Origin of the sequence: Nocardioides sp. SLBN-35 (assembly GCF_006715725.1) — a bacterium.
GTDB lineage: Bacteria > Actinomycetota > Actinomycetes > Propionibacteriales > Nocardioidaceae > Nocardioides.
This window is the reverse complement of record NZ_VFNU01000001.1, coordinates 1,260,332-1,285,058: the sequence shown is the minus strand read 5'-3', so window position 1 is coordinate 1,285,058 and position 24,727 is coordinate 1,260,332. Positions and strand designations below refer to the sequence as shown.

Below are 24,727 nucleotides of genomic sequence, written 5' to 3'. Positions count from 1 at the left end.
GGTCGAGTGGTCACTCGCGCGGCAGGCCGAGGCCGCGCGCGATGATGCCGCGTTGGATGTCGTTGGTTCCGCCGCCGATGACGTACATCGGCGCGACGCGCAGCGCGGCGTCGTACCGTCCCGCGAGGGCGGCCTGCGGGCCGAGGACGTCGAGGCAGGTGCGCCCGAGCTCCTCGGCGAGGTCGCCGCTGAGCACGGCGGCCATCGGCCCGGCGATCCGGGCGTCGCCGGTGCCGTCCATCGACCGGGTCGCCCGCAGCACGAGAGCCCGTGCGGCCTGCAGCCGCGCGGCGACCCAGCCCAGGCGGTCGCGGTCGAGCGCGTCGACGTCGCCGCCGGCCGCGACCCGGGCCCGCAGCTCGGCCACCGTCTCGTCGAAGTGGCGGCGCAGCGTGGCGGCGACGCCGCCCATCACGACGCGTTCGGCGGCGAGGGCGTCGGTGATCACCTTCCACCCGCCGTCGACCTCGCCGACCCGGGCGGTGTCCGGCACCCGCACCGCGTCGTAGAAGACGGTGCACGAGATCTCCCCGGACAGCGCGACGTGCTGCTGCACGGTGATGCCGGGGGTGTCCATCGGCACCAGGAAGATCGTGATGCCGGCATGGCGGGGAGTCGCGTCGGGGTCGGTGCGCACGGCAAGCCAGACGTGGGTGGCGGTGTGGCCCCGGGTGGTCCACAGCTTCTGGCCGTCGATCACCCAGCCGTCGCCGTCGCGGACGGCCCGGGTGCGCAGCGACGCGAGGTCCGAGCCGGCCTCCGGCTCGGAGTAGCCGAGGCAGAAGGCCATCTCGCCGGCGTGGAGCAGCGGCAGGAACTGCGCCTTCTGCTCCGGCGTCCCGTGCCGCAGGAGGGAGTGCCCGATCAGCATGGTCGCGCTCATCGCACGGTCCACCGGACCGCCGGCGTACTTCATCTCCTCGTGGAGGACGACCTGCTCCTCGACGGAGACCGCGCGTCCGCCGTGCTCGTCGGGCCAGTTGAGGGCGAACAGCGCCTCCTCGTCCATCTCGCGGCGCAGCGCCTCGACGTCGTACCCCTCGCCGGCGCGGTGCCGGTCGAGCAGGTCGCGCACCTCGGCCCGGAACGCCTCGGCCCGGTCGCCCAGGTGGAAGTGGGGCAGTCCCTCCCCTGCGAGCAGCCGCGCGGCGACGCCGTCGGTACGACGCTCGTCGAGCAGGCCGTGCCCGAGGTGGGTCCGGTCGGTGTGGACCCGGCGGAACAGCCACGACGCGTCGTGCTCCTCGAAGAAGCCGACCGCGCCGAGCGTGTGCTGGGCGCCGGCGAGGATCCGCGGGGCGGCGGTGGCCGCGTGCCGGGCGGCCAGCGCCGCGGCGAGGGGCGCGTCGGCGCGGCCCGCCAGCAGGGCCTCGACGGCCTCGTCGAGCAGGGCGTCGCTGGCCGACAGGTCGATCTGGCAGGCTGCCACCCGCTGCTGCACGGCCCCGAAGCCGCCGATCAGCCGGCCGAACTGCCGGCGTGCCTTCGCGTGCTCGACGGCCAGGTCGTGCGCGCGGCCGGCGGCGGCGACGGCCCGGGCGGCGGTGGCGATCCGCAGCACGGCGACGGCCTCCGCGAGCTCCGCTGCGTCCGCGGTCCGCTCGGCGACCACGCCCCCGGGCATGACCCGGCGCCAGGCGGGCCGCGCCAGGCCGTCGGCGGGCTCGGCCCGCTCGACGGCCTGCAGGCGTACGGCGCCGGAGGAGGTGTCGACGACGAGCACGTGGGAGGCCGTGCCGGCGTCGTCGACGATCAGGGGGCCCGCGTCGCCGCCGAGGGCGACCACGGGGCGGATCTCGCCCGCGCCGACGGCGTCGGCGAGCTCGGGCAGCAGCAGGGCGGCGACGTACGCGTCGGCCAACGGCAGCGGACAGGCCCGGCGGCCGAGGGTGCGGATCGCGGCGAGGAGGTAGTCGACGGCGCCCTCCGGCCCGAGCTGGTACCAACCCTGCTGGGCGGCGACCTCCGCGACCTGCGCGCCGCCGGGACCGTCGGCGAGCGCGGCGTCGACGGCGGCCGGCCAGACCCCGTCGAGCGCTCCGGCGACGGCTTCCTGGAAGTCCTGCACGTCGGTCACTGCTGCACCGTCCCTTGTCTCGTCGATCCTATCTATGAATACCATAGTCATGAACGTCGTCACAGGACCGCGTCCACGTCAGAGGGAGCCGAGCATGACCTTCCCGCACCTGTTCTCGCCGATCGGGATCGGCGGTCTCACCGTGAAGAACCGGGTGGTGCTGCCGCCACACGCTCACGTCGTGTCCAGCCTCTGGGGCACCGACGCGGAGGCAGAGCGGCATCTCGGCTACTGGGCCGCGCGCACCTCGGCCGGCTGGGTCGACGGCGTCTCCGCGCACGTGCGCAACCACCTGGCCCCCGGGTTCGAGCCGACCGGCGTCGGAGCCCAGTACGACGGTCACTTCCGACAGCCCTACTTCCTGGACCGCGTCGGCCGGCTGGCCGGGATCCTGCACGCGGACGACACGGTCCTCACCGTCCAGATGATCCTCCAGGGCGGCATGCCGCACGGCGCCTCCCCGGTGCCGAGCGGCCCGGTCGTCAACCAGGTGCCGCACGCCCTGACCCGGGACGAGATCGACTGGTTCGTCGAGGAGTACGCACACGGCGCGCACCAGGTCGCGGCCGCCGGCGCCGACGGCGTCGAGCTGCACCTCAACCACGACGACATGCTCGAGTACTTCCTCTCGCCGCTGACCAACCACCGCGACGACGAGTACGGCGGCGACCTGGCCGGGCGGCTCCGGTTCCCGCTGCGCATCCTGGCCGCGGTGCGCGCCGCCCTGGGCCCGGACCGGGTGGTCGGCGTCCGCCTGAACCTGCGCGAGGAGGAGCCCGGCGGCTACGGCATCGACGGCCCGGACGGCGCGGTCGCCATCGCGCAGGCGCTGGAGGCGAGTGGGCTCGTCGACTACCTCAGCTGCGCGATCGGCAGCCCGTGGGGCAACCCGAGCTACATCCAGTCCCACCACCACCGCCCGGCCGCGTGGTCGGACCTGGCCGGACGGGTCAAGGCGGCCGTCGGCCTCCCGGTCGTCTACACCGGCCGGGTCACCGGCCCGCAGGTGGCCGAGGACCTGCTGGCGGCCGGCCACGCGGACCTCGTGGGCATGGCGCGCGCGATCATCGCCGACGGGCAGCTGCTGGTGAAGGCGCGGACCGGGCGCACCGACGACATCCGGCCGTGCGTGGGCGGCAACGAGTGCATCAGCCGGCGCATCGTCGAGGGCACGCCGTTCTCCTGCGCGGTCAACCCCGAGGCGGGCAAGGAGGCCGACGACGCGTCGCAGCAGGCCGGGTCGACGTACCGCGTCCTGGTCGTCGGCGGCGGACCGGCCGGCATGGAGCTCGCGGGCCTCGCCGCCGAGCGCGGCCACCGGGTCACGCTGTGGGAACAGCGGGACGCCCTCGGTGGCCAGCTCCGCATCGCCGCTCGCGCCCCGCTCCACGACGACCACCTCGCCTACCTCGCCTGGCAGGAGCGGCGCCTCGCCGCCGCCGGGGTGGAGGTCGTGACCGGCCGCACGGCCACGGCCGACGACGTGGCGTCGTACGGCGCCGACCGGGTGGTCGTCGCCACCGGCGCGGTCCCCCGCCGGCCCGCGATCCCGGGCGCCGACCTGCCGCACGTCCACACCGGCGCCGACGTGCTCGCCGATCCGCCGGAGCTCGGCGAGCACGTGCTGGTCGTCGCCCAGGACGACCACCTGCCGCCCCTCTCGCTCGCCGACTTCCTCGCCGAGCGCGGCCACCGGGTCACCGTCGTCCACGGGACCACGGGACCGGCCCCGCTGGTCAGCCGCTACCTGCTCGGCTCGATCCTCGGCCGCCTCGACGCGGGCAGCGTCACACTGCGCGCGTCCGAGCAGCCGAGCCTGATCGAGCCCGGCCGGGTCACCCTGCGTCACGTCCACTCCGGTCGCACCCACGTGCTCGACGGCGTCGACAGTGTGGTGCTCTCGTGCGGCGCGGTCCCCGCGACGACGCTGCACGACGAGCTGCGCGAACGCGGCATCGCGGCCGACCTCCTCGGCGACGCCTACGCGCCGCGCCGGCTGGTGTTCGCCACCAAGCAGGCGCGGGAGCTGGCGCTGACCCTCTGACCGCCTGACCGTCAGCCGTAGTACGACCGCCCCTTGCTCGCCAGCACGTCGTCGCCACCGTCGACGACCAGGCAGGCACCGTTGACCCGGGCCGCGTCGGCGAGGAAGAGCGCCGCGTCGGCGACGTCGGCCGCCGTGGTCGGCACGCCGCTGGAGGAGGCCGCCGCCAGCCGCCGGTAGGGCGTGGCGAGGTCGTCGACGTCGCCCATCAGGCCGGCGGACAGCGAGCTGACGGTCCCGCCGGGTGCGACCGCGTTGATCCGCAGGCCGTACGGCGCGACCTCGACCGCGACCGACTCGACCAGGCCCTTCACGGCGTGCTTCGCGGCGGTGTAGGCGTGCGGCCCGAGGCCTCCGCGGACGCTTGCCACGCTCGCGGTGCACACGATCGCGCCGCGCCCACGAGGCCGCATCACCCGGACGGCGTGCTTCACGGTGAGGAAGACGCTGGCGAGCAGCAGGTCCGTCGTACGGCGGAAGTCGGCGAGGGTCGTGTCCTCGATCCTGCCGGTCACGCCGACGACGCCCGCATTGGCGAAGACCGCGTCCACCGGACCGAGCGCGGCGGCGGTGTCGACCGCCGCCGCGACCTGGCCCTCGTCGGTCACGTCGCACCGGACGAACCGGGCCCCGCCGCGCAGCCGCTCGACCAGCGCGAGTCCCGCGCGCTCGTCCAGGTCGGCCACCACGACCTGGCCACCGCGGGCGACGACCTGCTCGGCGAGGGCGGCTCCGATGCCGCGCGCACCTCCGGTGACCAGGGCGACCGACGGGCTGTGCTGCATGGGGGCTCCTCCTCGATTGACACTCTCCAAACCGCCACATTACATTGGAATCATTATCAGAGATAGGAGCACCGTGGCCTCCACCGTGACCGAGCTCGATCGCGTCGTCATCCGCTTCGCGGGCGACTCCGGCGACGGCATGCAGCTGACCGGCGACCGCTTCACCCAGGAGGCCGCGGTCTTCGGCAACGACCTCTCGACACTGCCGAACTTCCCAGCGGAGATCCGTGCGCCGCAGGGCACGATCCCGGGCGTCAGCAGCTTCCAGCTGCACTTCGCCAACTACGACATCCTCACGCCCGGAGACCGGCCGGACGTCCTGGTGGCGATGAACCCGGCGGCCCTCAGGGCCAACCTGGGCGACCTGCCGCGGGGAGCGACGATCATCGTCGACACCCACGACTTCACCAGGCGCAACCTCGACAAGGTCGGCTACGACGCCAGCCCGCTCGACGACGGCTCCCTGGCCGAGTTCGCGGTGCACGCGCTCGACCTCACCGGCATGTCGGTCGAGGCCGTCAAGGAGTTCGGCCTCTCGCGCAAGGACGCCGCCCGGTCGAAGAACATGTTCGCCCTGGGCCTGGTCTCCTGGCTCTACGGGCGCGACGTCGCCGGCAGCGAGGAGCACCTCGCGGCGAAGTTCGCGGGCAGGCCGACCATCCGTGACGCGAACGTCGCGGCCCTGCGGGCGGGGTGGAACTTCGGCGAGACGACCGAGGCCTTCGCCGTGTCGTACGTCGTGAAGCCGGCTCCTGTCGCGGCCGGTCGCTACCGCAACATCACGGGCAACACGGCACTGTCGTACGGCCTCGTGGCTGCCGGCGAGCTGAGCGGACTCCCGGTCCTGCTCGGCGCGTACCCGATCACCCCGGCCTCCGACATCCTCCACGAGCTGTCGAAGCACAAGAGCTTCGGCATCGCCACCTTCCAGGCCGAGGACGAGATCGCCGCGATCGGCGCCGCCGTCGGCGCCTCCTTCGCCGGGACCCTCGGCGTGACCGCGACCTCGGGGCCGGGAGTGGCGCTGAAGTCGGAGGCGATGGGCCTGGCGGTGATGACCGAGCTGCCCCTCGTCGTGGTGGACGTGCAGCGCGGCGGCCCGTCGACCGGCCTGCCGACCAAGACCGAGCAGTCCGACCTGCTCCAGGCGCTGCACGGGCGCAACGGCGAGTCGCCGATGCCGGTGATCGCGGCCCAGTCGCCGACCGACTGCTTCGCCGCCGCGATCGAGGCCGCCCGGATCGCGATCACCTACCGCACCCCGGTGATGCTGCTGTCCGACGGCTACCTCGCGAACGGGTCGGAGCCCTGGGCGATCCCCGACGTCGCGAGCCTGCCACCGATCGAGCCGGGCTTCGCGACCGAGCCGAACCACGACAGGGGCGACGGTACGGCCGACTTCTGGCCCTACCTGCGCGACGAGGAGACCCTCGCCCGACCGTGGGCGGTCCCAGGCACTCCCGGGCTCGAGCACCGCATCGGCGGGCTGGAGAAGGCGGGCACCGTCGAGACCGGCCACGGGAACATCTCCTACGACCCGGACAACCACGACCGGATGGTGCGACTGCGGCAGGCGAAGGTGCAGCGGATCGCCGACTCCCTGCCGCCGCTCGAGGTCGACGACCCGTCCGGCGCGGCCGAGGTCCTGGTGATCGGCTGGGGGTCGACGTACGGTCCGATCGGTGCGGCCTGCCGCCGGGTCCGCGCTGCCGGCCACCGGGTCGCGCAGGTGCACCTTCGCCACCTCAACCCGTTCCCCAACGACCTCGGCGAGATCCTGCGCCGCTACGACCGCGTGGTCTGCCCGGAGATGAACCTCGGCCAGCTGAGCCGGTTGCTGCGCGCCGAGTACCTCGTCGACGTCCGCCCGATCACGACGGTGCGCGGCCTCCCGTTCGGCGCCGAGGCGCTGTCCGTGGAGCTGCTCGCCCACGTCACCGACACCCCGGAGCCGACCGCATGACGACCGTCGACCTGCCCGCCCCGACCCTGACCGCGAAGGACTTCTCCAGCGACCAGGAGGTCCGCTGGTGCCCCGGCTGCGGCGACTACGCCGTCCTCAAGGCCGTCCAGTCCTTCCTGCCCGACCTCGGACTACGCCGCGAGAACATCGTCTTCGTCTCCGGCATCGGCTGCAGCTCGCGCTTCCCCTACTACCTCGACACCTACGGCATGCACTCGATCCACGGCCGCGCACCCTCCATCGCGACCGGCATCGCCACCGCCCGCGAAGACCTCTCGGTCTGGGTCGTCACCGGCGACGGCGACGCACTCTCCATCGGCGGCAACCACCTCATCCACGCCCTGCGCCGCAACGTCAACATGACGATCCTGCTGTTCAACAACCGCATCTACGGCCTCACCAAGGGCCAGTACTCCCCCACCAGCGAAGTCGGCAAGGTCACCAAGTCCACCCCCGTCGGCTCCCTCGACCACCCCTTCAACCCGGTCTCGCTCGCCCTCGGCGCCGAAGCCACCTTCGTGGCCCGCACCATCGACTCCGACCGCAAGCACCTCACCACCGTCCTCGCCGCCGCAGCCGCCCACCGCGGCACCAGCCTCGTCGAGATCTACCAGAACTGCCCGATCTTCAACGACGGCGCGTTCGAGGGCCTCAAGGGCCCCCAGGCCGCGCAGCGGCTGGTCCGCCTCGAGCCGGGACTCGAGGTCACCGTCGAGGGCCGGACCTGGCAGCACGACCCCACGGAGGTCAGCCCCACTCGCCAGTTCGCGCTGTCCCGCATGGACGAGGCCGAGGCGGTGCCGATCGGCGTCTTCCGCCAGGTCGAGCGCCCGACGTACGACGACCTGACCCGGTCCCAGCTCGCCGACGCCGTCACCGCCCACGGCCGGGGCAGGCTGCAGGACCTGCTCGACAGCGGCGACACCTGGACCGTTCCCGGCCCGTCCGCCACACCCGACCCGACCGACCCCACCGATTCCCAGGAGGAACCATGCCCGAGCTGATCGTCGTCGGAGTCGACGGCAACGAGCGCGCCGAGCGCGCGGCCGACACCGCGGCCCGGCTCGCCGCCGCGACCGGCGCCGGCCTGCACGTCGTGTGCGGCTTCGTTCGCGAGCAGTCGGCCGAGATCACCGACGGCGAGGGCACCCACGCGGTCTCGATCTCCGCCGAGAGCGCCGACATCGCCGCCCGGACGGCCTCCCGGCTCGCCGAGGTCGTCCCCCAGGTCACCAGCGCGGGCGTGCACGGCCGACCGGCCGACGTGCTCCTGGCGGAGGCGGAGCGCCTCGACGCGTCCCTCATCGTGGTCGGCAACCGTCGGGTGCAGGGCATCGCCCGGGTGCTGGGCAGCGTGGCCGCCGCCGTCGCGCACCACGCGAGCTGCGACGTCTACATCGTCAACACCGGCTGACGCGGATCACCGCCGCACGCTTGAATGGCCGCGTGCTCCTCGACCTGCAGCTCGACGCCCCTCCCGACCGGGTGCGGTCCCGCGCCCGCGAGCTGGTGGACGCCGGCGCCGCCGGCCTGTTCACGTTCGAGGGGCCGCACGACGTCTTCCTCCCCCTCGCCGCGGTGGCCGGGCAGGTCGACGCCGACCTGATGACCAACGTCGCGATCGCGATGCCGCGCTCCCCGATGCACCTGGCGCACACCGCGTGGGACCTGCAGCTGATGTCGGGAGGCCGCTTCCGGCTCGGCCTGGGCTCACAGATCCAGCCCCACATCGAGAAGAGGTACGGCGCCCGCTGGTCGCCGCCCGCCGCGCGGATGCGCGAGATCGTCGGTGCGGTCAAGGCGATCCTGCATTCCTGGCAGAGCGGAGAGCGGCTCGACTTCCGCGGCGAGCACACCACCCACACGCTGATGCCGCCGACCTTCGTCCCCGGCCCGAACCCCTACGGTCCCCCACCGGTCCTCCTCGGCGCCCTCGGCCCGCTGATGACCCGCACCGCCGCCGAGGTCGCCGACGGCCTGCTGGTCATGCCCTTCCACAGCCACCGCCACTTCCGCGAGCGCACCCTGCCCGCCGTCGCCGCCGGCCTCTCGCTCGCCGGCCGGTCCGCCACGGACCTCGCCGTGCACCCCCAGGCCATCGTGGCGATGGGCCGCACGGAGGCCGAGGTGATGGCCGCACGAGCGGGCGTCCGATCCCTGCTCGCGTTCTACGGCTCCACGCCGGCGTACCGCCCCGTCCTCGAGGTCGAAGGATGGGGCGACCTCCAACCCGAGCTCAACCGCCTCTCCAAGACCGGCGACGTGGCCACCATGACCGCGCTCGTCGACGACACCATGCTCGCCACCCTCGCCGTCGCCGGCACACCGGAGGAGTGCGCCGCCGAGCTCCACCGCCGCTTCGGCGACGTCCCCGGCGTCGAGCGCGTGTGCTGCTACTTCCCGGGCTACGACCCGCCGGCCGACCAGGTCGCCGCGCTGGCCGGGTCGCTGGGTTGACGGCACCCCCTACGAATTGGTCGCCATCAGGGCGATTTCGCGACCAGAACGTAGGGGGCGCAGTTCAGCCGAGGCGCCGAGCAGACAAGCGCCGCCGATCCGCCTCCGTCAACGCTCGGCGTGCTGACACCGTCGAGGTGTCGATCCAGCCGTCAGGGAGGTCGATGGTCCAGTCCCGGCGCCGCGGCCGCTCCGCCACCCGTCGGTACGCCGACGCGAGTCGCCGCTCGAAGGAGCTCGTGTCCCGCAGGTCGTCCGACACCATGGTCACCACCTCGAGGTCGAGGTCGCGGTAGCAGGCGTCTCGGTCGACGTCGCGACGCTGGACCCTCAACCGGCTGTGGACCACTCCGTCGTACTCCCCGGCAACACCCGCGATCGGGTCGAACAGGTCGGGCGTCACCACGTGGTTGCCAGCGAGGTCGAAGATCGGCCGGTTGCACAACGGCCGCCGGAATCCGCGCCCCACCCAGAGCAGCAACATGGTCGCCTCGAGGGGCGACCACAGATTCTCGTCGGACAAGGCGATCGCGTCGGTGAAGCGTGCTGTGAACTGCCGACTGCCGAGCAGGCATCGGTAGGAGAGCAGCTCATCGAGACTCACCATGTCGGAGCGGCAGGCCATCGAGACGATCTGCACGGCCTGTTCCAGGCTGCCGGCTCGGCACACGTCGTCGAACACCGAGCGTTCCGGCCGGGTGACGGGCAGCCCGTCGACCGCGACGACGTCGTTCTCGAGGAGCCAGCCGAAGCGCAGCTCGACTCCCTCCCGCGAGCGCAGCGGCTTGCGGTCGCCCACGGCGATCGGGACCGGACGGGGTTGCATCCGGGAGTCGTACCCGTCGAAGTACTCGGCTCCGCGCCACCGCAGGCCGGCCCATCCGGTCACGGCTGCCCGGTCCGGCGCCCCCGCGATCGCTTCGACGATTCGCTGGTCGACCAGTGTCGGGTCGACCTCGATCGGTACGAATCGGTTCGTCGACGCCGCACGCCATCGGGGCCCGCGCGCCTGACCGCGGGTCGGGCCGGCCAGGCCCGACGGGTCGACCGGCACCGGCGCCACCAGTCCCGGCCGGGTGAGGAGGAGATCCATCGGGCGAGGATGCACCGTCGTGCGTGCAGGCGCCGGGCTCTCTCCACAGGCTCCTCACACCGTCGCCGCGCCCCCTACGAATTGGTTGCGATCTACCCAGAATCACGACCAATTCGTAGGGGGCGCGGTCCAGACCTCAACCGCGGAACGCCGGCTTCTCCTTCGCCAGGAACGCCCGGACCCCCTCGGCGAAGTCCGGCCCGCCGTAGACCTCGCGCAGCAGCGGCTCCTCGTCCGCCGGCGCGGTCTCGGTGATCGAGGCACGGCGGCGCAGCTGCTGCTTGGTGACCCGCAGGGTCACGGGCGAGGCCTGGAGGATCCCGTCGACCAGCGCAGCCACCTCGGCATCCAGCTCATCGCGGTCGGCGACCTCCGCGAGGATCGCGCCGGCGGCGTACGCGCGGTCGGCGGTGACCAGACGCGAGGCGAGCAGCATCTCGCGGGTCAGGGACTCGCCGAAGACCTCGGCACAGCGGTAGAGGACCGGCGAGGACAGGGCATTGCCGAGGGTCCGCGCGATCGGGTAGCCGAAGCGGGAGGCCGAGGTGGCGACCCGCAGGTCGCAGTTCGTGGCAACGGCGAGCCCGCCGCCGACGCAGACGCCGTCGATGGCGGCGATGGTGACCTGCGGGAGCGCGAACAGGCCCTCGAGCATCTCGCGGATCCAGGTCTCGTACTCGACCGCGTCGGCCTCGAGGAAGTCGGAGATCTCGTTGCCGGCGGCGAACGCCTTGCCGCCCGCGCCCCGCAGTACGACGACCCGCACCGACCGGTCCTCGGCCAGCTCGAGCCACAGCTCGCGCATCGCGCCGTACATCGCCTTGGTGAAGGCGTTGCGCCGCTCGGGGCGGTCGAAGGTCACCTCGACCACGCCAGGACGGTCACGCTCGATCAGGATGTCGTGTGCAGTCACGATCGGGAGGGTACGGCGACCAGCAGCGCGTCCCGCAGCCGCGTCCGGCTGGTGAGGAGCCCGAGCCCGACGCCGATCGTGTTGGCGACGGCGTCGCGCCAGTCCATCATCCGGTCGGTGGTGAGCGTGCCCTGCGCGACCTCGAGCCCGATGCCGAGCAGCACCAACGCCGCTGCCGCGGCGAGCAGCGGCCGGCCGGGGCGGAACAGCTGCACCGCGGTCAGGGACAGCAGCCCGTAGACCACGAGGTGCTGCCACTTGTCGCTGGCCGGCACGTCCGGCGCCGGCGGCGGCGAGCCCAGCGAGAGGACGATCACCGCGAGCACCAGCAGCAGCCAGATCCCCAGCCACAGCCAGGGCAGGCGCAGCGCCTTCACGCCGACCGCTCACGTACGACGAAGGCCGCCACCACGCCCGCCACCGCACCGAACAGGTGCCCCTGCCAGGACACGCCGGGTGTGCCGGGCAGCACGCCCCACAGCACGCCGCCGTACACGACCAGCACGCCGAGCCCGACCACGATCTCGAGCGGCTCGCGGTCCACGAAGCCCTGCACGACCAGGTACGTCAGCCACCCGAAGATCAGTCCCGACGCACCGAGGTGCACCGAGCTGCTGCCCGCGACCAGCCACACCGCGAGGCCGCCGAGCAGCCAGATGATCGCGGTGGCGGCGAGCCCGCGGCCGATGCCGGTGGCGAGCGTGAGGAAGCCGAGCACCAGCGCAGGCACGGTGTTCGCACTGAGGTGCCCCCATCCGCCGTGCAGCAGCGGCGCCGCGAGGATCCCGAGCAGGCCCTCGCCCGACCGCGGGCGGATCCCCCAGCCGTCGAGGCGGTGCGAGGCCGCGACGTCGACGGCCTCGATCCCCCACAGGAGTACGACGAAGCCGACCGCCCCTATCGCGGCGAGCTGCCAACCGGGCCGGGCCCGGAGGTCGCTCACGCGCCGTCCCAGGTCGCGACCCAGTACTGCACCCCGAACGGCGCGTCGTCGTAGGTCACCTCGGCCTCGGCCAACGGCGGCAACCCGGCCAGGCAGGCGGTGTCGGCCCACAGGTCGTCGGCCAGGGCGGCGTCGATGCCGTCGAAGGACTCCCGCAGCGAGGCGTCGAAGGCCTCTGCCCGTTCGTCGAAGTGCCCGGGCGCCCTCTCGGTGCGCTTGGCCGAGCCGTTGCCGACCACCAGGACACCGGTCTCCTCCTCGGCGACCACCTCGGAACCGACGGCGGCCGCCAGTGCCTGCGCGACTCGCGCACCGGTGGGCCCCGACGCGACCACCCGGACCCGAGGCCCCAGCGCAGCCACCGCACCCAGGCAGGCCGCGCGCAACCCGGCGACGGGATCCTCCAGCGACGCGTACGACGGCAGCAGGGCCGGGACGCCCGGTACGAGCGCGATCACTGCAGGCCCCTGATCGCGCGCAGCGGCGGTCGTCGCCCGGCGATCGACCACACCATGTCGACGGTCTGCCGGGTCTCGACGACCTGGTGGACCCGATAGATCCGGGCGCCGGCGAGCGCGCAGACCGAGGTGGCGGCCAGCGTGCCGAGCAGCCGCTCGCCCACCTCGAGGCCGAGGGTCTCGCCGACGAAGTCCTTGTTGGACAGCGACACCAGCACCGGCCAGCCGGTCGCGACCATCTCCCCCAGCCGGCGGGTGACCTCGAGGGAGTGGAAGGTGTTCTTGCCGAAGTCGTGGGCCGGGTCGATCACGATCGACTCGCGGGCCACGCCGGCCTCCAGCGCCCGCGAGGCATACGCGACGGTGTCGGCGATCGCGGCGGCGACCACGTCGTCGTACTCGATCCGGTAGGGGCGGGTCCGCGGCGTCACACCGCCGGTGTGGGTGCAGACGATCGCGGCGTCGTACTCCGCCGCGACGTCGACCAGCTCGGGGTCCGCGCCGCCCCACGCGTCGTTGAGGACGTCGGCGCCGGCCGCGCACACCGCCGCGCCGACCTCCGCGCGCCAGGTGTCGACCGAGATGACCAGGTCCGGGTAGGCCGAGCGCACCCGGGCGACGAAGTCGACGACCCGGTCCTTCTCCTCGGCCGCGGAGATCTCGACGCCGGGCGCGGCCTTGATGCCGCCGATGTCGACGATCTCCGCGCCCTGGGCGACCACCTCGGCGACCCGCGCGAACGCGGCGTCCTCGGCCCAGGTCGCGCCCTTGTCGAAGAACGAGTCCGGCGTCCGGTTGACGATCGCCATCATCAGCGCCTCGTCGTCTCCGAACCCGTGCCGTCCGAGCTTCATCACAGGTACGCCTCCGCCGCCGGTCGCTCGAGGGTCGGTACGACGCGCTCCACCGGCTCGAGCCCGCGCAGGTACTGTCGCAGCACCGCCTCCTGATGCGCCGCACCCCCTACGTTCTGGTCGTCAACTGCGGCATTTGCCGACCAATTCGCATGGGGTGCCGTCACACCCGCACGAGACAGGGCAGCGGCGAGGATTTGGGTGGCCATGCCGCCGAGGTCGCGCAGCGCCTGGTGCCGGTGTGCGCGTACGCCGAGGTCGACCTGCGCGATCGCCGAGGGACCGGCGGCCCGCACGGTGTCGACGAGCGCGGCCAGCTCGACCGCGTAGCCCGTCGGGACCGAGAGCCCGGCGAACCAGGAACGTCGTACGGCCCACTCGCCCGCCAGCGGCTGCACGAGCCCACCGAGCGCGGGGAACAGCAGCGCGATCAGCGGCCGCGCGACCAGCTCGGTGACCCGCCCGCCCTCGAGCGGGCCGTCGGCGCCGGGCCGGTCGTAGAAGCCCTTGACCAGCTGCACCTCGGGGTCGTGCAGCAGCGGGCCGAGGAGGCCGGGCACGAAGTGGGTGTCCCAGTCGTGCAGGTCGGCGTCCATGAAGACCACGAGGTCGCCCGACGTCACGAACAGCGACTTCCACATCGCCTCGCCCTTGCCGGGGTGGGTGCCGAGGTCGGGGCGGATCTCGGCGGAGCGGTGCACCCGCGCACCGGCGGACTCGGCGACGGCGTAGGTGTCGTCGACGGAGTCGCTGTCGATCACGACCACCTCGTCGACGAGGGAGACGGTGTCCATCAGGGCCGCCCGGACCCGGGACACGACGGCGCCCACCGTGGCGGCCTCGTTGCGGGCGGGCACGACGAGGCTGACCCGCTGACCTGTCGTCGCCTTCTGCCCCAGCAGCCCCTCGAGGGCCCAGTCGTCCCAGTGGCCCGCCCGGATGCCCATGCCGGCCAACCTACCCCGCTCTTTCGAGGGCCCGATCGCCTCCCCAAGCCCTGAGCCCGGTGTTACTGTCGAGGGGTCTCGGGAAATGTGGGTGCTCCCTCCCCCCTGGAGTTGGTCATGTCGTTTCGCCGTTTCCGACGCAAGGTGCGCTGCGTGCTCAAGCACGGGCCGCGCGGCTGCCCGCACATCGAGCGGCACACCCGCCGCCCGAGGCGCCGCGTCCCCACGCCGTCGACCGAGGGCCCGGCCCGGATGCCCGCGCCACCCCTCGCCGCGCCCCAGCTCGGGAGGCACGCCCGCGACTGATCCCGACCCCGCCGGATCCTCTCAGACCCCTCAGACCCCTCAGACCCCGAGGAACCCGCGGACCGCCGTGACCACGGCCCGCGCGTAGCGCCGCCGTCCCGCGTCGCTCTCCATGACCGACGCGTCGCGGTCGTCGCGCATGTTGCCGAGCTCGGCCATCACCACCGGGACGTCGGAGTGGTTGAGGGTGCCGAGATCGGTGCGGACGTCGATGCCGTCCTCGCCGAGGTACGTCGACGGGGTGAACCCGGCACCGACGAGCGCGTCGCGCAGCGCCACCGCCAGCCGCTCGGAGGGGGCGACGACGTCGTCGGTCCATCCGGCCCGCTCGCCGGGCCGGATGACGTGGAACCCGTGCGCGGTCGAGGACCGGTTGCCGTCGGCATGCAGGCTGATCCGCACGTCCGCGGTCGGCCCCGGCTCCCCCGGGTTGCCGATCCGGCCCCGCTCGTCGATGCACGGTCCCCAGTCGTCGGCGGAGTTGTCGTCGCGGGTCAGCACCACCCGCGCGCCGAGGGCGCGCAGCCGGCGGCGTACCTCCACCGCCACCTGCCAGGTGAAGGTCGCCTCCGGGTACCCGTCGTCGGTCGAGGTCCCCGTCGTGTTGCACGCCTTGTCGAACCCGCCCGCGTCGACGCGGCGGTTGACCTGCGACGGGAAGCGGGCGTTGCCCAGCTGGTGACCCGGGTCGAGGACGACGACGTGCCCCGCGAGCGGCTGGACCGGTGCGGCCGGAGCCGTCGGGGGCGGGGCCGACGCGGTCGACGAAGCGGCCGGCGCGCTGGGCACCGGCGACGACGCGGCCGACGTACCTCCCGGGTCGTCCGCCGTGCATCCCGCCGCCAGGACGGCGACGGCGAGCAGGACGGCGGCGCGGGGGCTCACGCGTACCCCAGCACGTCCTTCCGCTTCTCCCCCCACGCCAGCGCGGAGGCGATCGCCTCGTCGAGCGACAACTCGGTCCTCCAGCCCAGAAGCTCGAGGGCCTTGTCCGCGTTGGCGTACGCGCCGGCGGCGTCGCCCGGCCGGGCCGGCGCCTCGACCACGGGCACCGGCTTCCCGACCACCCGCTCGACGGCCGCGAGCAGCTCGCGCACCGTCACGCCGTCGCCGGAGCCGAGGTTGATGTAGGTGGACGGCGCCCCCACCTTCTCCAGCACGGCGTCGAACTCCTCGATCGCCCGCACGTGCGCGCGAGCCAGGTCCCACACGTGGATGTAGTCGCGGATGCCGGTGCCGTCGCGGGTCGGGTGCTCGGTGCCGGTCAGCGTGAAGCTCTCGCGGTAGCCGAGCGCGGTCTGCGCCATCAGCGGCACCACGTGCGTCGCGTCGCGCAGGTGGTAGCCGGTCGTCAGGTCGGGGTCGGCGCCGATCGGGTTGAAGTAGCGCAGGATGATCGCCCGCAGGTCGGTGGCCTTCGCGAGGTCCTCGAGGACCTGCTCCATCATCCGCTTGGTGCGGGCGTACGGCGAGGTCGGTGCGACCGCGTCCTCCTCGGTCACCTCGAACCGCGGCGTGAGCGCGTACAGCGAGGCCGTCGAGGAGAAGAGGATCCGCGGCTTGCCCAGCGCGGTGAGCTCGTCGAACATCTCCAGCGACTTGGCGACGTTGTCGCGGTAGTACTCATAAGGCAGCTCGACCGACTCCGGTACGACGATCCGCGCCGCCATGTGCACGGTGGCGTCGAGGTCGGGGTGCTCGGCGACGATCCGGCGCAGCAGCGCCCGGTCGGCGACGTCGCCCTCGTAGAAGATCCGGTCCCCGACGTAGGCCCGCGGGCCGCTCAGCAGCGAGTCGAGGACCACCGGCGTGTGCCCGGCCTGCTCGAGCGCCTTCGCCGTGATCGATCCGAGGTAGCCGGCGCCGCCGGTCACGAGAACCTTCATGCCCCGACCCTACTGAGGACCCTACTGAGGACCGGGACGCCCGGGATCGGGCGATGCACGGCGCCGTTCGTGACCCGCCAGTAAAGTCCTCGTGTCCGCCGCTCCCCCAGGAGGTCTCCTTGCTCGCGCTCGACTGCGCCACCCGGTCCTACGACTGGGGCTCCGCCGACGCCATCCCGGGGTTCCTGCGCCGCGATGCCGACGGACGGCGCATCGCCGAGGTGTGGGTCGGCACGCACCCGCTCGGCGCCGCCCGGGTGGTCGACACATCCGGCGCCACGCGGCCGCTGACCGAGGTCTCCGGCGAGCTGGGGTTCATGCTCAAGGTGCTCGCCGCGGACCGGCCGCTGTCGATCCAGGTGCACCCCGACGCCCTCCGCGCCGCCGCCGGGTTCGCGGCCGAGGAGCAGGCCGGGATCGCGATCGACGCGCCCGAGCGGGTCTTCAAGGACCCGCACCCCAAGCCGGAGATGGTCTACGCGCTGTCGACCTTCGACACCCTGGTCGGGCTGCGCCGTACGTCCGAGATCATGCGGCTGCTCGACGCGCTGGACCACCCGCTCGCCGATGACCTGATGGCCGGCCTGGTCGAGAACAGCGGCTTCCCGGGCATCGTGCGGCTGATCGAGGGTCTGCTCGCGGCGCCGCCGGACGCGGCGGTCGTGTCCGAGGTCGCCCAGGCCTGCCAGAAGGCGCTCGACGCCGGCCGCGACGTCAAGCGCGCCTTCGAGACCGCGGTCGAGCTCTCCGAGTCCTACCCCGGCGACGTGGGCGTCCTCATCTCCCTGCTGATGAACCGGCTCACGCTGCAGGCCGGCGAGGCGGCGTACCTCGCGACGGGGATCATCCACGCCCACCTGCGCGGGATGTGCCTGGAGGTGATGGTGTCCTCCGACAACGTGCTGCGCGCCGGGCTCACCACCAAGCACGTCGACCCGCACGGCCTCGTCCGCTGCCTCGAGGAGGGCACCTCGCGGGCGGCCCGCGTCGAGCCGATCGTCTTCAACTACTCCACCGACGTGTTCAGCCCGAGCGACGACTTCGCGCTGTCGGTCACCCAGAGCTCGCCGGCCGACCCGGCGGGCGTCGTACTCCCGGCCTCGGGCCCGCGGCTGCTGGTCTGCACCGGCGGCGAGGTGGCCCTGGCCAACCGGCGCGACGAGGTGCTCCGCCTGCGCCGCGGCGACGTGGCGTACGCCGACGACGGCGACGGCGAGCTGCGGGTCGCCGGCACGGGCGAGATCGCCCAGGCGTTCGTACCGGCCACCGACACCCGGGGCCTGCTGTTCGACCTGCTCTGATCGGTCAGCGGCGCCGCAGGCCGGCGAGCGCCGGGCGGACGTCGGCGAGGTAGACCAGCGCCGCGACCAGCAGCGCCAGGTTGACCAGGCTCAGCGGCACCGGCACGACCTGGATCAGCAGGCCCACGCCGAGGATCGCGCACCAGGCGGCCTTGGACATCTTGTCGGCGGCGGAGTACGACTCCGCGGAGTACAGGATGGCGCTGACGAAGGCGAAGATCTTGATGGCGAGCAGCGCGAACGAGACGCCGACGAAGATCCACGCCTCGATGTCGGCTCCCGCGCCGAGCCAGGACGGCAGCGGGGGGACGAAGGCATCGCTCATGGCCCCAGCGTAGTTGGCGCCTCCACCACGGCGACATCGCGATTCCCGCCAGTCCCACCGGCCTCCACAGCACCCCGCCGCGCCGACGGTCGTCCCCAGCCCCGCTGCCACCGCCGCTCCTCCACAGGCGACTCGCCCACCGAGCGCCCGGGACGCGCCTGGATGACAGGCTGGCGCCACCGACGCACAATGACGAGGTGAGCCCCGTGAACGAACCGCAGGTGTGGACGCTGATCGCAGTGTTCGCCAGCATCATGCTGGGCGTTCAGCAGTGGTCGATCGGCTCGCTCCGACGCGAGATGCTGGCCAGGTTCGACCGCCAGGACCTCCGTACCGACGCGCTCGAGTCCACGATGAGCACCCGGTTCGCCGCCGTGGACGCCCGGTTCGCCGCCGTGGACGCGCGGTTCGGGGATATCGAGTCGAAGATGGACGCCCGGTTCGCCGCCGTGGACGCCCGGTTCGGGGATCTCGAGTCGAAGATGGACGCCCGGTTCGCCGCCCTCGACACCAAGATCGACGACCGCTTCGACCGCTCCGTCGAGCTGATGGAGGCGAGGTTCAGCGACGTCGGCCACCGGCTCGGAGCCCTGGAGTCCGACATGACCCTGGTCAAGGGGCACCTGATCGGGCAACGCTCGGCCTGAACGTGCAGAACGGCCCCGAGGCAGTCGCCTCGGGGCCGTTCGTGCTCGACCGGTTCAGCTGGCCGGGGTGGCCTTCTTGGCCGGGGCCTTCTTGGCGGCGGGAGCCTTCTTGGCCGGGGCCTTCTTGGCCGGAGCGGCCTTCTTCGCAGCCGGCGCCTTCTTGGCGGGGGCCTTCTTCGCGGCGGGAGCCTTCGTGGCCGGGGCAGCGGCCTTGGGGGCCTCGCCGGTGCGCAGCTTCACGACGACGCCCTCGCCGCGCTTGGCGAGGTCGGCGTAGAGCGCGGTGGCGGTGGCGACGTTCTCGTCGTACGCACCCTTGACGCTGCTCTGGACCTTGGCCGGGAGGGCCTTGGCGTCGGCCTGGATGCCGGCGATGCGGGCCTCGGCCTGGGTGCGGCGCTCGGCGAAGGTGGCGACGGCCTTGCCCTGCAGGCTCTTGGGCTCGGGGAGCTCGAAGCCCTTGACCGTGCTCTGCACCTCGCTGACGCGGGCGGTGACGTCCTTCTGCACGTCGGCGACGTAGGCGATGGCCTTGGCCTGCACGTCGGCGACGTAGGTCTTGACCTCCTCGACGGCGAGGTCGATCACACCGACGCCGGCGTAGATCGGCTTCGCGGCAGCCGCGGGGATCTCGGGGAGGTCGACCTTCTTGAGGTCGATGGTCGGGATCTCGATCTTCGGGAGCTCGAGCTTCGGCATTGCTGGTTTCACCCTTCGTTGGCGACGGCGTCAGAGTCCGTCTCGGTGTTGGTCGGCGCGTCCTCCTGCGCCACTGCGGCCGCGGCGGAGCCATCCGTGTCGGCCGCGTTGAGCGCGAGGAACGATGCGTAGACATCGAGGAGCGACTGCTTCTGTCGCTCGGTGAGACCGGTGTCGCTCACGATCGCGAGCTCGACCGATCCCCCCACGCCGTCATCAGGGCTGAGGATCCCGGCCCTGATGTAGAGCTGCTCGGCGGAGATCCGCAGGGCCTTGGCGATCTGCTGCAGCACCTCGGCCGACGGCTTGCGGAGCCCTCGCTCGATCTGGCTCAGGTACGGGTTGGAGACGCCCGCCTGGTCGGCGAGCTGCCGCAAGGAGAGACGGGCGGACACCCGCTGCTCCTTGAGGTAGTCACCGAGCGACCCGACGGTCTTCCCCACCTTGCCCTTGGCCATGGTCACCATGGTGCTAGCAATAGTTAGCAGAGTGCAAGCACCTGGGGCGTGAACTCGTTCACAAGCTCTTTGCCCACTCGCGAGCAGGCCGGTCCCACCTTTCACTGTTCAAATCGGATCAACTCACTCGACTCTGTACGATCACCCGTGTGTCACGCCCGCCCCTGCCCCAGCACTGCCCGACGCAGCGCGAGCTCGACGACCTCGAGCTGCTGACGTCCGGAGCGGCCGACCCGATCCGCGGGTACAACGAGCCGGGCAGCCCGCTCACGCTCTCGCTGCCCGACGAGCTCCTCACGCATCTCGACGAGGGCAACGAGGTCGAGCTGGTCGACCCCGAGGGACTGCCCCTCGCCCGGGTCTCCAGCGTGCTGCGCGGCCTCGCCGTGACGCCCCTGACGCACGCCCAGTTCGGCCCGTTCCGCCGCCTGCACCTCTCGCCCGCCGCCGTGCGGGAGCAGTACGCCGGGCGCACCTTCGTCCCCGTCACCGACCTGATGACCGACGTCCAGGTCGAGCAGCTGCGCGGGCTCGGCCCGGTCGTGCTGCTCGCGCTCGTCGGCGCCGGCACCCCGGCGGTCAGCCCGGTCGGGCTGCTCCGCGCGACACTGCGGGTCGCGGAGGCGATCGACGCCGCGGTGGTCGCCGTACCGCTGGCCGACCATGCCTCGCTCGCCGACCCGGCGCTGCGCATCTCCGTGCTGACGTCGTACGCCGACACCGACCCGGTCGTCGAGCTCGCGTACGGCGGCCACCTCCTCCCCGGCCTCGCCGACATCGCCGAGGCGGAGCGCCCACGCCTCGACCGGCAGGGCCTGGTGCTGTTCTTCACGGGCCTGTCGGGCAGCGGCAAGTCGACCCTCGCCCAGGCGCTGATGGACCGCCTGCTCGAGCACGGCGGCCGGACCCTGACCAGCCTCGACGGCGATGTCGTGCGCCGCAACCTGTCCGCGGGTCTCACCTTCTCCAAGGAGGACCGCGAGACCAACATCCGCCGGATCGGCTGGGTGGCCGCCGAGATCTCCCGCCACGGCGGGATCGCGGTCTGCAGCCCGATCGCCCCCTTCGACGAGACCCGCCGGCAGGTGCGCGCGATGGTCGACCAGGCCGGCGGCGCGTTCTTCCTCGTCCACGTCGCGACGCCGCTCGAGGAGTGCGAGCGCCGCGACCGCAAGGGCCTGTACGCCAAGGCGCGCCGCGGCGAGATCCCCGAGTTCACCGGCATCTCCTCGCCCTACGAGGAGCCGGACGACGCCGACGTACGCGTCGACACCACCGGCCGCACGATCGAGGAGGCCCTCGAGGATGTCGTGCTGGCGCTGCGCGCGGCCGGGTACGTCGACCTCACCGCTGCCGAGCCGCCCGCCGCGCCGGAGCCGCCCGCCGCGCCGGAGCCCGAGATCGCGGAGATCGTGGCCGCCGGCCCCGACGCCGTCACCGAGGCCGCCGACGACGAGCCGACCGGCGCCCGGACCGCGGCCGGCGGGACCCGCCCGCTGCGGGTGCTCTTCGTCTGTACGGCGAACATCTGCCGCTCGCCGTACATGGAGCTCCGCTCGCGGACCCTGGCCGGCAGCGACAGCGGCATCGAGTTCGCCAGCGCCGGCACCCACGGCTTCAACGCGCACCGCGTCGACCGCACCATGGCCGAGGTGCTCGCCGAGCGCGGGGTGAGCGCCGAGCTGCTCAACGGCTTCGCCAGCCGGCCGCTGAGCGACGACCTGATCGAGGCCGCCGACCTGGTGCTGACCGCCGAGGCCTCGCACCGGCAGTTCGTGCTCGAGGAGGTGCCGGGCGCGTTCCGCAAGGCGTTCACGCTCGCCCAGTTCGCCGAGTCGGTCGAGCGGGTCGACGCCGACCTCCACGGAGCCGAGCTGGTGACCGCCGTCGGCCACCGCCGGGCGGGGACCGCCGAGCACCACGACATCCGCGACCCCTACCGGCGGGGCAAGGCGGCGGCGGAGGTCTCGGCCGACCAGATCGACGCCCTCCTCCTGGCCGTGCTGCGCCGCCTGGCGCTCCCGCCGGCGGACCCGACCACCGCACAGACAGGCGAGCTGTAAGTGGACGATCTCCTCACCCTGACCGCGCTCTCCATCGCGGCCGCCGGCTTCCTCGTCGGCATCGTCGTCGGGCTGACCGGGATGGGCGGCGGCGCGCTGATGACGCCCGCGCTGATCTTCCTGGGGGTCGGCCACACGGCGTCGATCGTGACCGCCGACCTGACCGCGGCGGCGGTCTACAAGACGGGCGGCGCGCTCACCCACGCCAAGGAGGGATCGCCGAACCTGCGCCTGGCGGGCTGGCTGATCCTCGGCTCGGTCCCGATGGCCTTCGTCGGGCCGTGGCTGGTCAAGGCGGTCACCGAGGACCCGAGCGATCTGGAGAACACGCTCAAGCTCTGCATCGGCATCGCGCTGCTGTTCGCCGCGTCGACGTACGCCCTGCGCCTCTACATCAACCTCAAGCGGGTACGCCGGGGCGGCGCGCTGCCCGAGGACAACCCGCGGATCCGGCCGGTCGCGACGCTGCTCGTCGGCATGCTGGGCGGCCTGCTCGTCGGTGTCACCAGCGTCGGCTCGGGCTCGGTCATCATGATCGCGCTGCTCATGCTCTACCCGGGTCTGTCGGCGGTGCGCCTGGTCGGGACCGACCTGGTCCAGGCCGTGCCGCTGGTGCTCAGCGCCGCGCTGGCCAACATCGCCATCCACGGCCTCGAGTGGGACCTCGTCATCCCGCTGGTCGTCGGCTCGGTCCCCGGCACCCTGCTCGGGTCCCGGCTCGCGCCGCGGGTGCCTCAGTCGTTCATCCGGCGCGGCATCGTGATCGTGCTGACCATGTCGGGCGTGGCCCTGCTGTTCAAGGCCGGCCTGCACCCGTTCGGCGAGGGCCACGAGACCCTGGAGGCCGTACTGGTCGCCGCGATCGGCGTCGCGATGCTGGTCCTGGTGCCGTTCGTGTGGGGCCTGCTGCGCAAGCGGCTCGGGATGCCGATGTTCGGCGCGCCGACCGTCGCCGAGATCGAGTCCTTCGGCAGCAGCCGCGACAAGAGGCGCTCGCGCGCCTGAGCCGCGGCGGTTGAGGTGCGAGGAGCGCCAGCGACGAGCCTCGAACCTCCGGGATCAGCCGACCAGGCCGAGCGGGCGGTGCTCCTCGGCGAAGAACGACCGCTCGTGGGCAGCGGCACGCGCCAGCCCGAACGTGAACACGGCGGCGGCAGCGACCCACGTCGCGCCCGCGACTCCGATCAGCATCTCCATGGCAGTCCCCCTAGAACTGCCTCCACGGTACCCCCGCGCCCCCGCCCGATCCGTCCTCTGATCGGCGGACACCCCGTAGTCACATCGGGTGGCCGGGCTGGACCTAGTCGCGGCCGTAGACGTCGCGCGTGTAGACCTTGTCCGCGACGTCGTCGAGGGCGTCGGTACGACGGTTCGCGATGATCACGTCGGCCTTCTCCTTGAAGGTCTCGAGGTCCTTGATCACCTTGGATCCGAAGAACCGCTTCTGGTCGAGCTCGGGCTCGAAGACGACGACCTTCACGCCCTTGGCCTTGATCCGCTTCATCACGCCCTGGACGGCCGACTCGCGGAAGTTGTCCGAGCCCGCCTTCATGGTGAGCCGGTGGATGCCGACGACCTTCGGGCCGCGGCGCAGGACGTCGTCGGCGATGAAGTCCTTGCGGGTGGTGTTCGCATCGACGATCGCGCTGATGAGGTTCTGCGGGACGTCGCGGTAGTTGGCCTGCAGCTGGCGGGTGTCCTTCGGGAGGCAGTAGCCGCCGTACCCGAAGGACGGGTTGTTGTAGTGCCCGCCGATGCGCGGGTCGAGGCCGACGCCCTCGATGATCTGGCGGGTCGCGAGGCCGTGCGTGGCGGCGTAGGTGTCGAGCTCGTTGAAGTACGCCACCCGGAGCGCGAGGTAGGTGTTGGCGAACAGCTTGATCGCCTCGGCCTCCGTGGAGCCGGTGAACAGCACAGGGACGTCGTCCTCGACCGCGCCCTGGAGCAGCAGCTTGGCGAACAGCCGGCCCGGCTCGGTGTCGGAGCCCACCACGATCCGCGACGGGTGCAGGTTGTCGTGCAGCGCGCGGCCCTCGCGCAGGAACTCCGGGCTGAACAGGATCGAGGCGCCGGGGTGGCTCTCGCGCAGGGTGTTGGTGTAGCCGACCGGCACGGTCGACTTGACGACCACGCTCGCCGCCGGGTTCGCCGCCAGCGCCGCCTTCGTCACGCGCTCGACGGTCGAGGTGTCGAAGCGGTCGGTCTCGGGGTCGTAGTTCGTCGGCGTCGCGACGATGACGTACGACGCGTCGGCGTACGCCGCCCCCGCGTCGCGGGTCGCCCGCAGCGAGAGCTCGGGGCGGCGCAGGTGCTCCTCGAGCTCGCGGTCGACGATCGGCGAGCGACGCTCGTTGACGGCCTCGACCCTGGCGGCGTCGACGTCGAGGACCCACACGTCGTTGTGCTGCGCGAGCAGCACGGCGTTGGACAGGCCGACGTAGCCGGCCCCCACCACGGTGATCTTCATGCTTCGAGGCTGGGCGCGGTCCCTGAACGGACGCGGGTGTG

Annotated in this window: 26 protein-coding genes; 10 read left to right on the top strand and 16 right to left on the bottom strand. The window is 72.7% G+C overall.

The annotated features are described in order from the left end of the window. Positions 1–10: 10 nt before the first annotated feature. Positions 11–2,077, bottom strand: a complete 2,067-nt coding sequence (locus FBY23_RS06215) for an acyl-CoA dehydrogenase family protein (RefSeq protein WP_222117745.1) — start codon at positions 2,075–2,077, stop codon at positions 11–13. A gap of 94 nt (positions 2,078–2,171) precedes the next feature. Here FBY23_RS06215 and FBY23_RS06210 point away from each other — a divergent pair, with 94 nt between their 5' ends. Beyond that, entirely contained in the window at positions 2,172–4,121 is a 1,950-nt protein-coding gene (locus tag FBY23_RS06210) for an FAD-dependent oxidoreductase (RefSeq protein ID WP_222117744.1), read from the top strand. Positions 4,122–4,132: 11 nt separating this feature from the next. Here the strand turns inward: FBY23_RS06210 and FBY23_RS06205 are convergent, their stop codons facing one another. After that, positions 4,133–4,906, bottom strand: coding sequence for an SDR family oxidoreductase (locus tag FBY23_RS06205; protein WP_141797353.1), 774 nt, complete (start codon positions 4,904–4,906; stop codon positions 4,133–4,135). Between the two features lie 73 nt (positions 4,907–4,979). Here FBY23_RS06205 and FBY23_RS06200 point away from each other — a divergent pair, with 73 nt between their 5' ends. The 4 genes from FBY23_RS06200 to FBY23_RS06185 are packed head-to-tail and all read left to right on the top strand — an operon-like array spanning position 4,980 to position 9,326. Further along, positions 4,980–6,869 carry a 2-oxoacid:acceptor oxidoreductase subunit alpha gene (locus FBY23_RS06200; RefSeq protein ID WP_260805784.1) on the top strand — a complete coding sequence of 630 codons (1,890 nt, stop codon included), beginning with the start codon at positions 4,980–4,982 and terminating at the stop codon, positions 6,867–6,869. Next, entirely contained in the window at positions 6,866–7,873 is a 1,008-nt protein-coding gene (locus FBY23_RS06195) for a 2-oxoacid:ferredoxin oxidoreductase subunit beta (protein ID WP_141797351.1), read from the top strand. The genes FBY23_RS06200 and FBY23_RS06195 overlap by 4 nt, the downstream gene beginning before the upstream one ends. Continuing rightward, a complete protein-coding gene (locus FBY23_RS06190; RefSeq protein ID WP_141797350.1) occupies positions 7,861–8,283 on the top strand; it encodes a universal stress protein in 423 nt (140 codons plus the stop codon). The genes FBY23_RS06195 and FBY23_RS06190 overlap by 13 nt, the downstream gene beginning before the upstream one ends. Before the next feature lie 32 nt (positions 8,284–8,315). After that, positions 8,316–9,326: a TIGR03617 family F420-dependent LLM class oxidoreductase gene (locus FBY23_RS06185; RefSeq protein WP_141797349.1), complete on the top strand. Its 1,011-nt coding sequence runs from the start codon at positions 8,316–8,318 to the stop codon at positions 9,324–9,326. Between the two features lie 64 nt (positions 9,327–9,390). Here the strand turns inward: FBY23_RS06185 and FBY23_RS06180 are convergent, their stop codons facing one another. The 7 genes from FBY23_RS06180 to FBY23_RS06150 form a co-directional block, all read right to left on the bottom strand. Further along, positions 9,391–10,419 carry a hypothetical protein gene (locus FBY23_RS06180; protein ID WP_141797348.1) on the bottom strand — a complete coding sequence of 343 codons (1,029 nt, stop codon included), beginning with the start codon at positions 10,417–10,419 and terminating at the stop codon, positions 9,391–9,393. Positions 10,420–10,555: 136 nt separating this feature from the next. Then, a complete protein-coding gene (locus FBY23_RS06175) occupies positions 10,556–11,332 on the bottom strand; it encodes an enoyl-CoA hydratase-related protein (RefSeq protein ID WP_141797347.1) in 777 nt (258 codons plus the stop codon). Beyond that, complete coding sequence (locus FBY23_RS06170) at positions 11,329–11,709, bottom strand: VanZ family protein (RefSeq protein WP_141797346.1); 381 nt, start codon at positions 11,707–11,709, stop codon at positions 11,329–11,331. Before FBY23_RS06170 ends, FBY23_RS06175 begins: the two co-directional genes overlap by 4 nt. Beyond that, positions 11,706–12,275, bottom strand: a complete 570-nt coding sequence (locus FBY23_RS06165; RefSeq protein WP_222117743.1) for a rhomboid family intramembrane serine protease — start codon at positions 12,273–12,275, stop codon at positions 11,706–11,708. Before FBY23_RS06165 ends, FBY23_RS06170 begins: the two co-directional genes overlap by 4 nt. Next, positions 12,272–12,733 (bottom strand): hypothetical protein, encoded by a 462-nt coding sequence (locus FBY23_RS06160; RefSeq protein ID WP_141797345.1) that lies wholly within the window; start codon positions 12,731–12,733, stop codon positions 12,272–12,274. The genes FBY23_RS06165 and FBY23_RS06160 overlap by 4 nt, the downstream gene beginning before the upstream one ends. After that, a complete protein-coding gene (gene folP, locus FBY23_RS06155; protein ID WP_222117742.1) occupies positions 12,730–13,587 on the bottom strand; it encodes a dihydropteroate synthase in 858 nt (285 codons plus the stop codon). The genes FBY23_RS06160 and folP overlap by 4 nt, the downstream gene beginning before the upstream one ends. Then, on the bottom strand, positions 13,587–14,534 hold the full coding sequence (locus FBY23_RS06150) for a glucosyl-3-phosphoglycerate synthase (RefSeq protein ID WP_141797343.1): 948 nt from the start codon (positions 14,532–14,534) through the stop codon (positions 13,587–13,589). Before FBY23_RS06150 ends, folP begins: the two co-directional genes overlap by 1 nt. A 117-nt stretch (positions 14,535–14,651) precedes the next feature. Here FBY23_RS06150 and FBY23_RS06145 point away from each other — a divergent pair, with 117 nt between their 5' ends. Next, a complete protein-coding gene (locus FBY23_RS06145; protein ID WP_141797342.1) occupies positions 14,652–14,840 on the top strand; it encodes a hypothetical protein in 189 nt (62 codons plus the stop codon). A gap of 39 nt (positions 14,841–14,879) precedes the next feature. Here the strand turns inward: FBY23_RS06145 and FBY23_RS06140 are convergent, their stop codons facing one another. Together FBY23_RS06140 and galE are read right to left on the bottom strand one after the other, a co-directional pair. Further along, positions 14,880–15,725 (bottom strand): N-acetylmuramoyl-L-alanine amidase, encoded by an 846-nt coding sequence (locus FBY23_RS06140; RefSeq protein ID WP_141797341.1) that lies wholly within the window; start codon positions 15,723–15,725, stop codon positions 14,880–14,882. Next, positions 15,722–16,726, bottom strand: coding sequence for a UDP-glucose 4-epimerase GalE (gene galE / locus FBY23_RS06135; RefSeq protein ID WP_141797340.1), 1,005 nt, complete (start codon positions 16,724–16,726; stop codon positions 15,722–15,724). Before galE ends, FBY23_RS06140 begins: the two co-directional genes overlap by 4 nt. 119 nt (positions 16,727–16,845) lie before the next feature. On the opposite strand from galE, the gene manA reads away from it, so the two are divergent. Further along, the gene (gene manA, locus FBY23_RS06130) at positions 16,846–18,027 is read left to right on the top strand and encodes a mannose-6-phosphate isomerase, class I (protein ID WP_160158175.1); all 1,182 of its coding nucleotides are present in this window, start codon (positions 16,846–16,848) and stop codon (positions 18,025–18,027) included. A 4-nt stretch (positions 18,028–18,031) separates the two neighbouring features. Here manA and FBY23_RS06125 read toward each other — a convergent pair whose 3' ends face one another. Beyond that, positions 18,032–18,352, bottom strand: coding sequence for a DUF2516 family protein (locus FBY23_RS06125; protein WP_141797338.1), 321 nt, complete (start codon positions 18,350–18,352; stop codon positions 18,032–18,034). Between the two features lie 206 nt (positions 18,353–18,558). On the opposite strand from FBY23_RS06125, the gene FBY23_RS06120 reads away from it, so the two are divergent. Continuing rightward, a complete protein-coding gene (locus FBY23_RS06120; RefSeq protein WP_141797337.1) occupies positions 18,559–18,999 on the top strand; it encodes a hypothetical protein in 441 nt (146 codons plus the stop codon). A 54-nt stretch (positions 19,000–19,053) separates the two neighbouring features. Here FBY23_RS06120 and FBY23_RS26310 read toward each other — a convergent pair whose 3' ends face one another. Next, positions 19,054–19,698 (bottom strand): hypothetical protein, encoded by a 645-nt coding sequence (locus FBY23_RS26310; RefSeq protein ID WP_186348222.1) that lies wholly within the window; start codon positions 19,696–19,698, stop codon positions 19,054–19,056. 8 nt (positions 19,699–19,706) lie between these two features. Further along, on the bottom strand, positions 19,707–20,156 hold the full coding sequence (locus FBY23_RS06110) for a helix-turn-helix domain-containing protein (RefSeq protein ID WP_141797336.1): 450 nt from the start codon (positions 20,154–20,156) through the stop codon (positions 19,707–19,709). A 149-nt stretch (positions 20,157–20,305) separates the two neighbouring features. Here FBY23_RS06110 and cysC point away from each other — a divergent pair, with 149 nt between their 5' ends. Together cysC and FBY23_RS06100 are read left to right on the top strand one after the other, a co-directional pair. Then, complete coding sequence (gene cysC, locus FBY23_RS06105) at positions 20,306–22,219, top strand: adenylyl-sulfate kinase (RefSeq protein WP_141797335.1); 1,914 nt, start codon at positions 20,306–20,308, stop codon at positions 22,217–22,219. Continuing rightward, positions 22,220–23,224 carry a sulfite exporter TauE/SafE family protein gene (locus FBY23_RS06100; protein ID WP_141797334.1) on the top strand — a complete coding sequence of 335 codons (1,005 nt, stop codon included), beginning with the start codon at positions 22,220–22,222 and terminating at the stop codon, positions 23,222–23,224. A gap of 54 nt (positions 23,225–23,278) precedes the next feature. On the opposite strand, the gene FBY23_RS25885 is transcribed toward FBY23_RS06100, so the two are convergent. Together FBY23_RS25885 and FBY23_RS06095 are read right to left on the bottom strand one after the other, a co-directional pair. Next, on the bottom strand, positions 23,279–23,416 hold the full coding sequence (locus tag FBY23_RS25885) for a hypothetical protein (RefSeq protein WP_160158174.1): 138 nt from the start codon (positions 23,414–23,416) through the stop codon (positions 23,279–23,281). Positions 23,417–23,519: 103 nt separating this feature from the next. Beyond that, positions 23,520–24,686: a nucleotide sugar dehydrogenase gene (locus FBY23_RS06095; protein ID WP_141797333.1), complete on the bottom strand. Its 1,167-nt coding sequence runs from the start codon at positions 24,684–24,686 to the stop codon at positions 23,520–23,522. Positions 24,687–24,727: the final 41 nt, after the last annotated feature.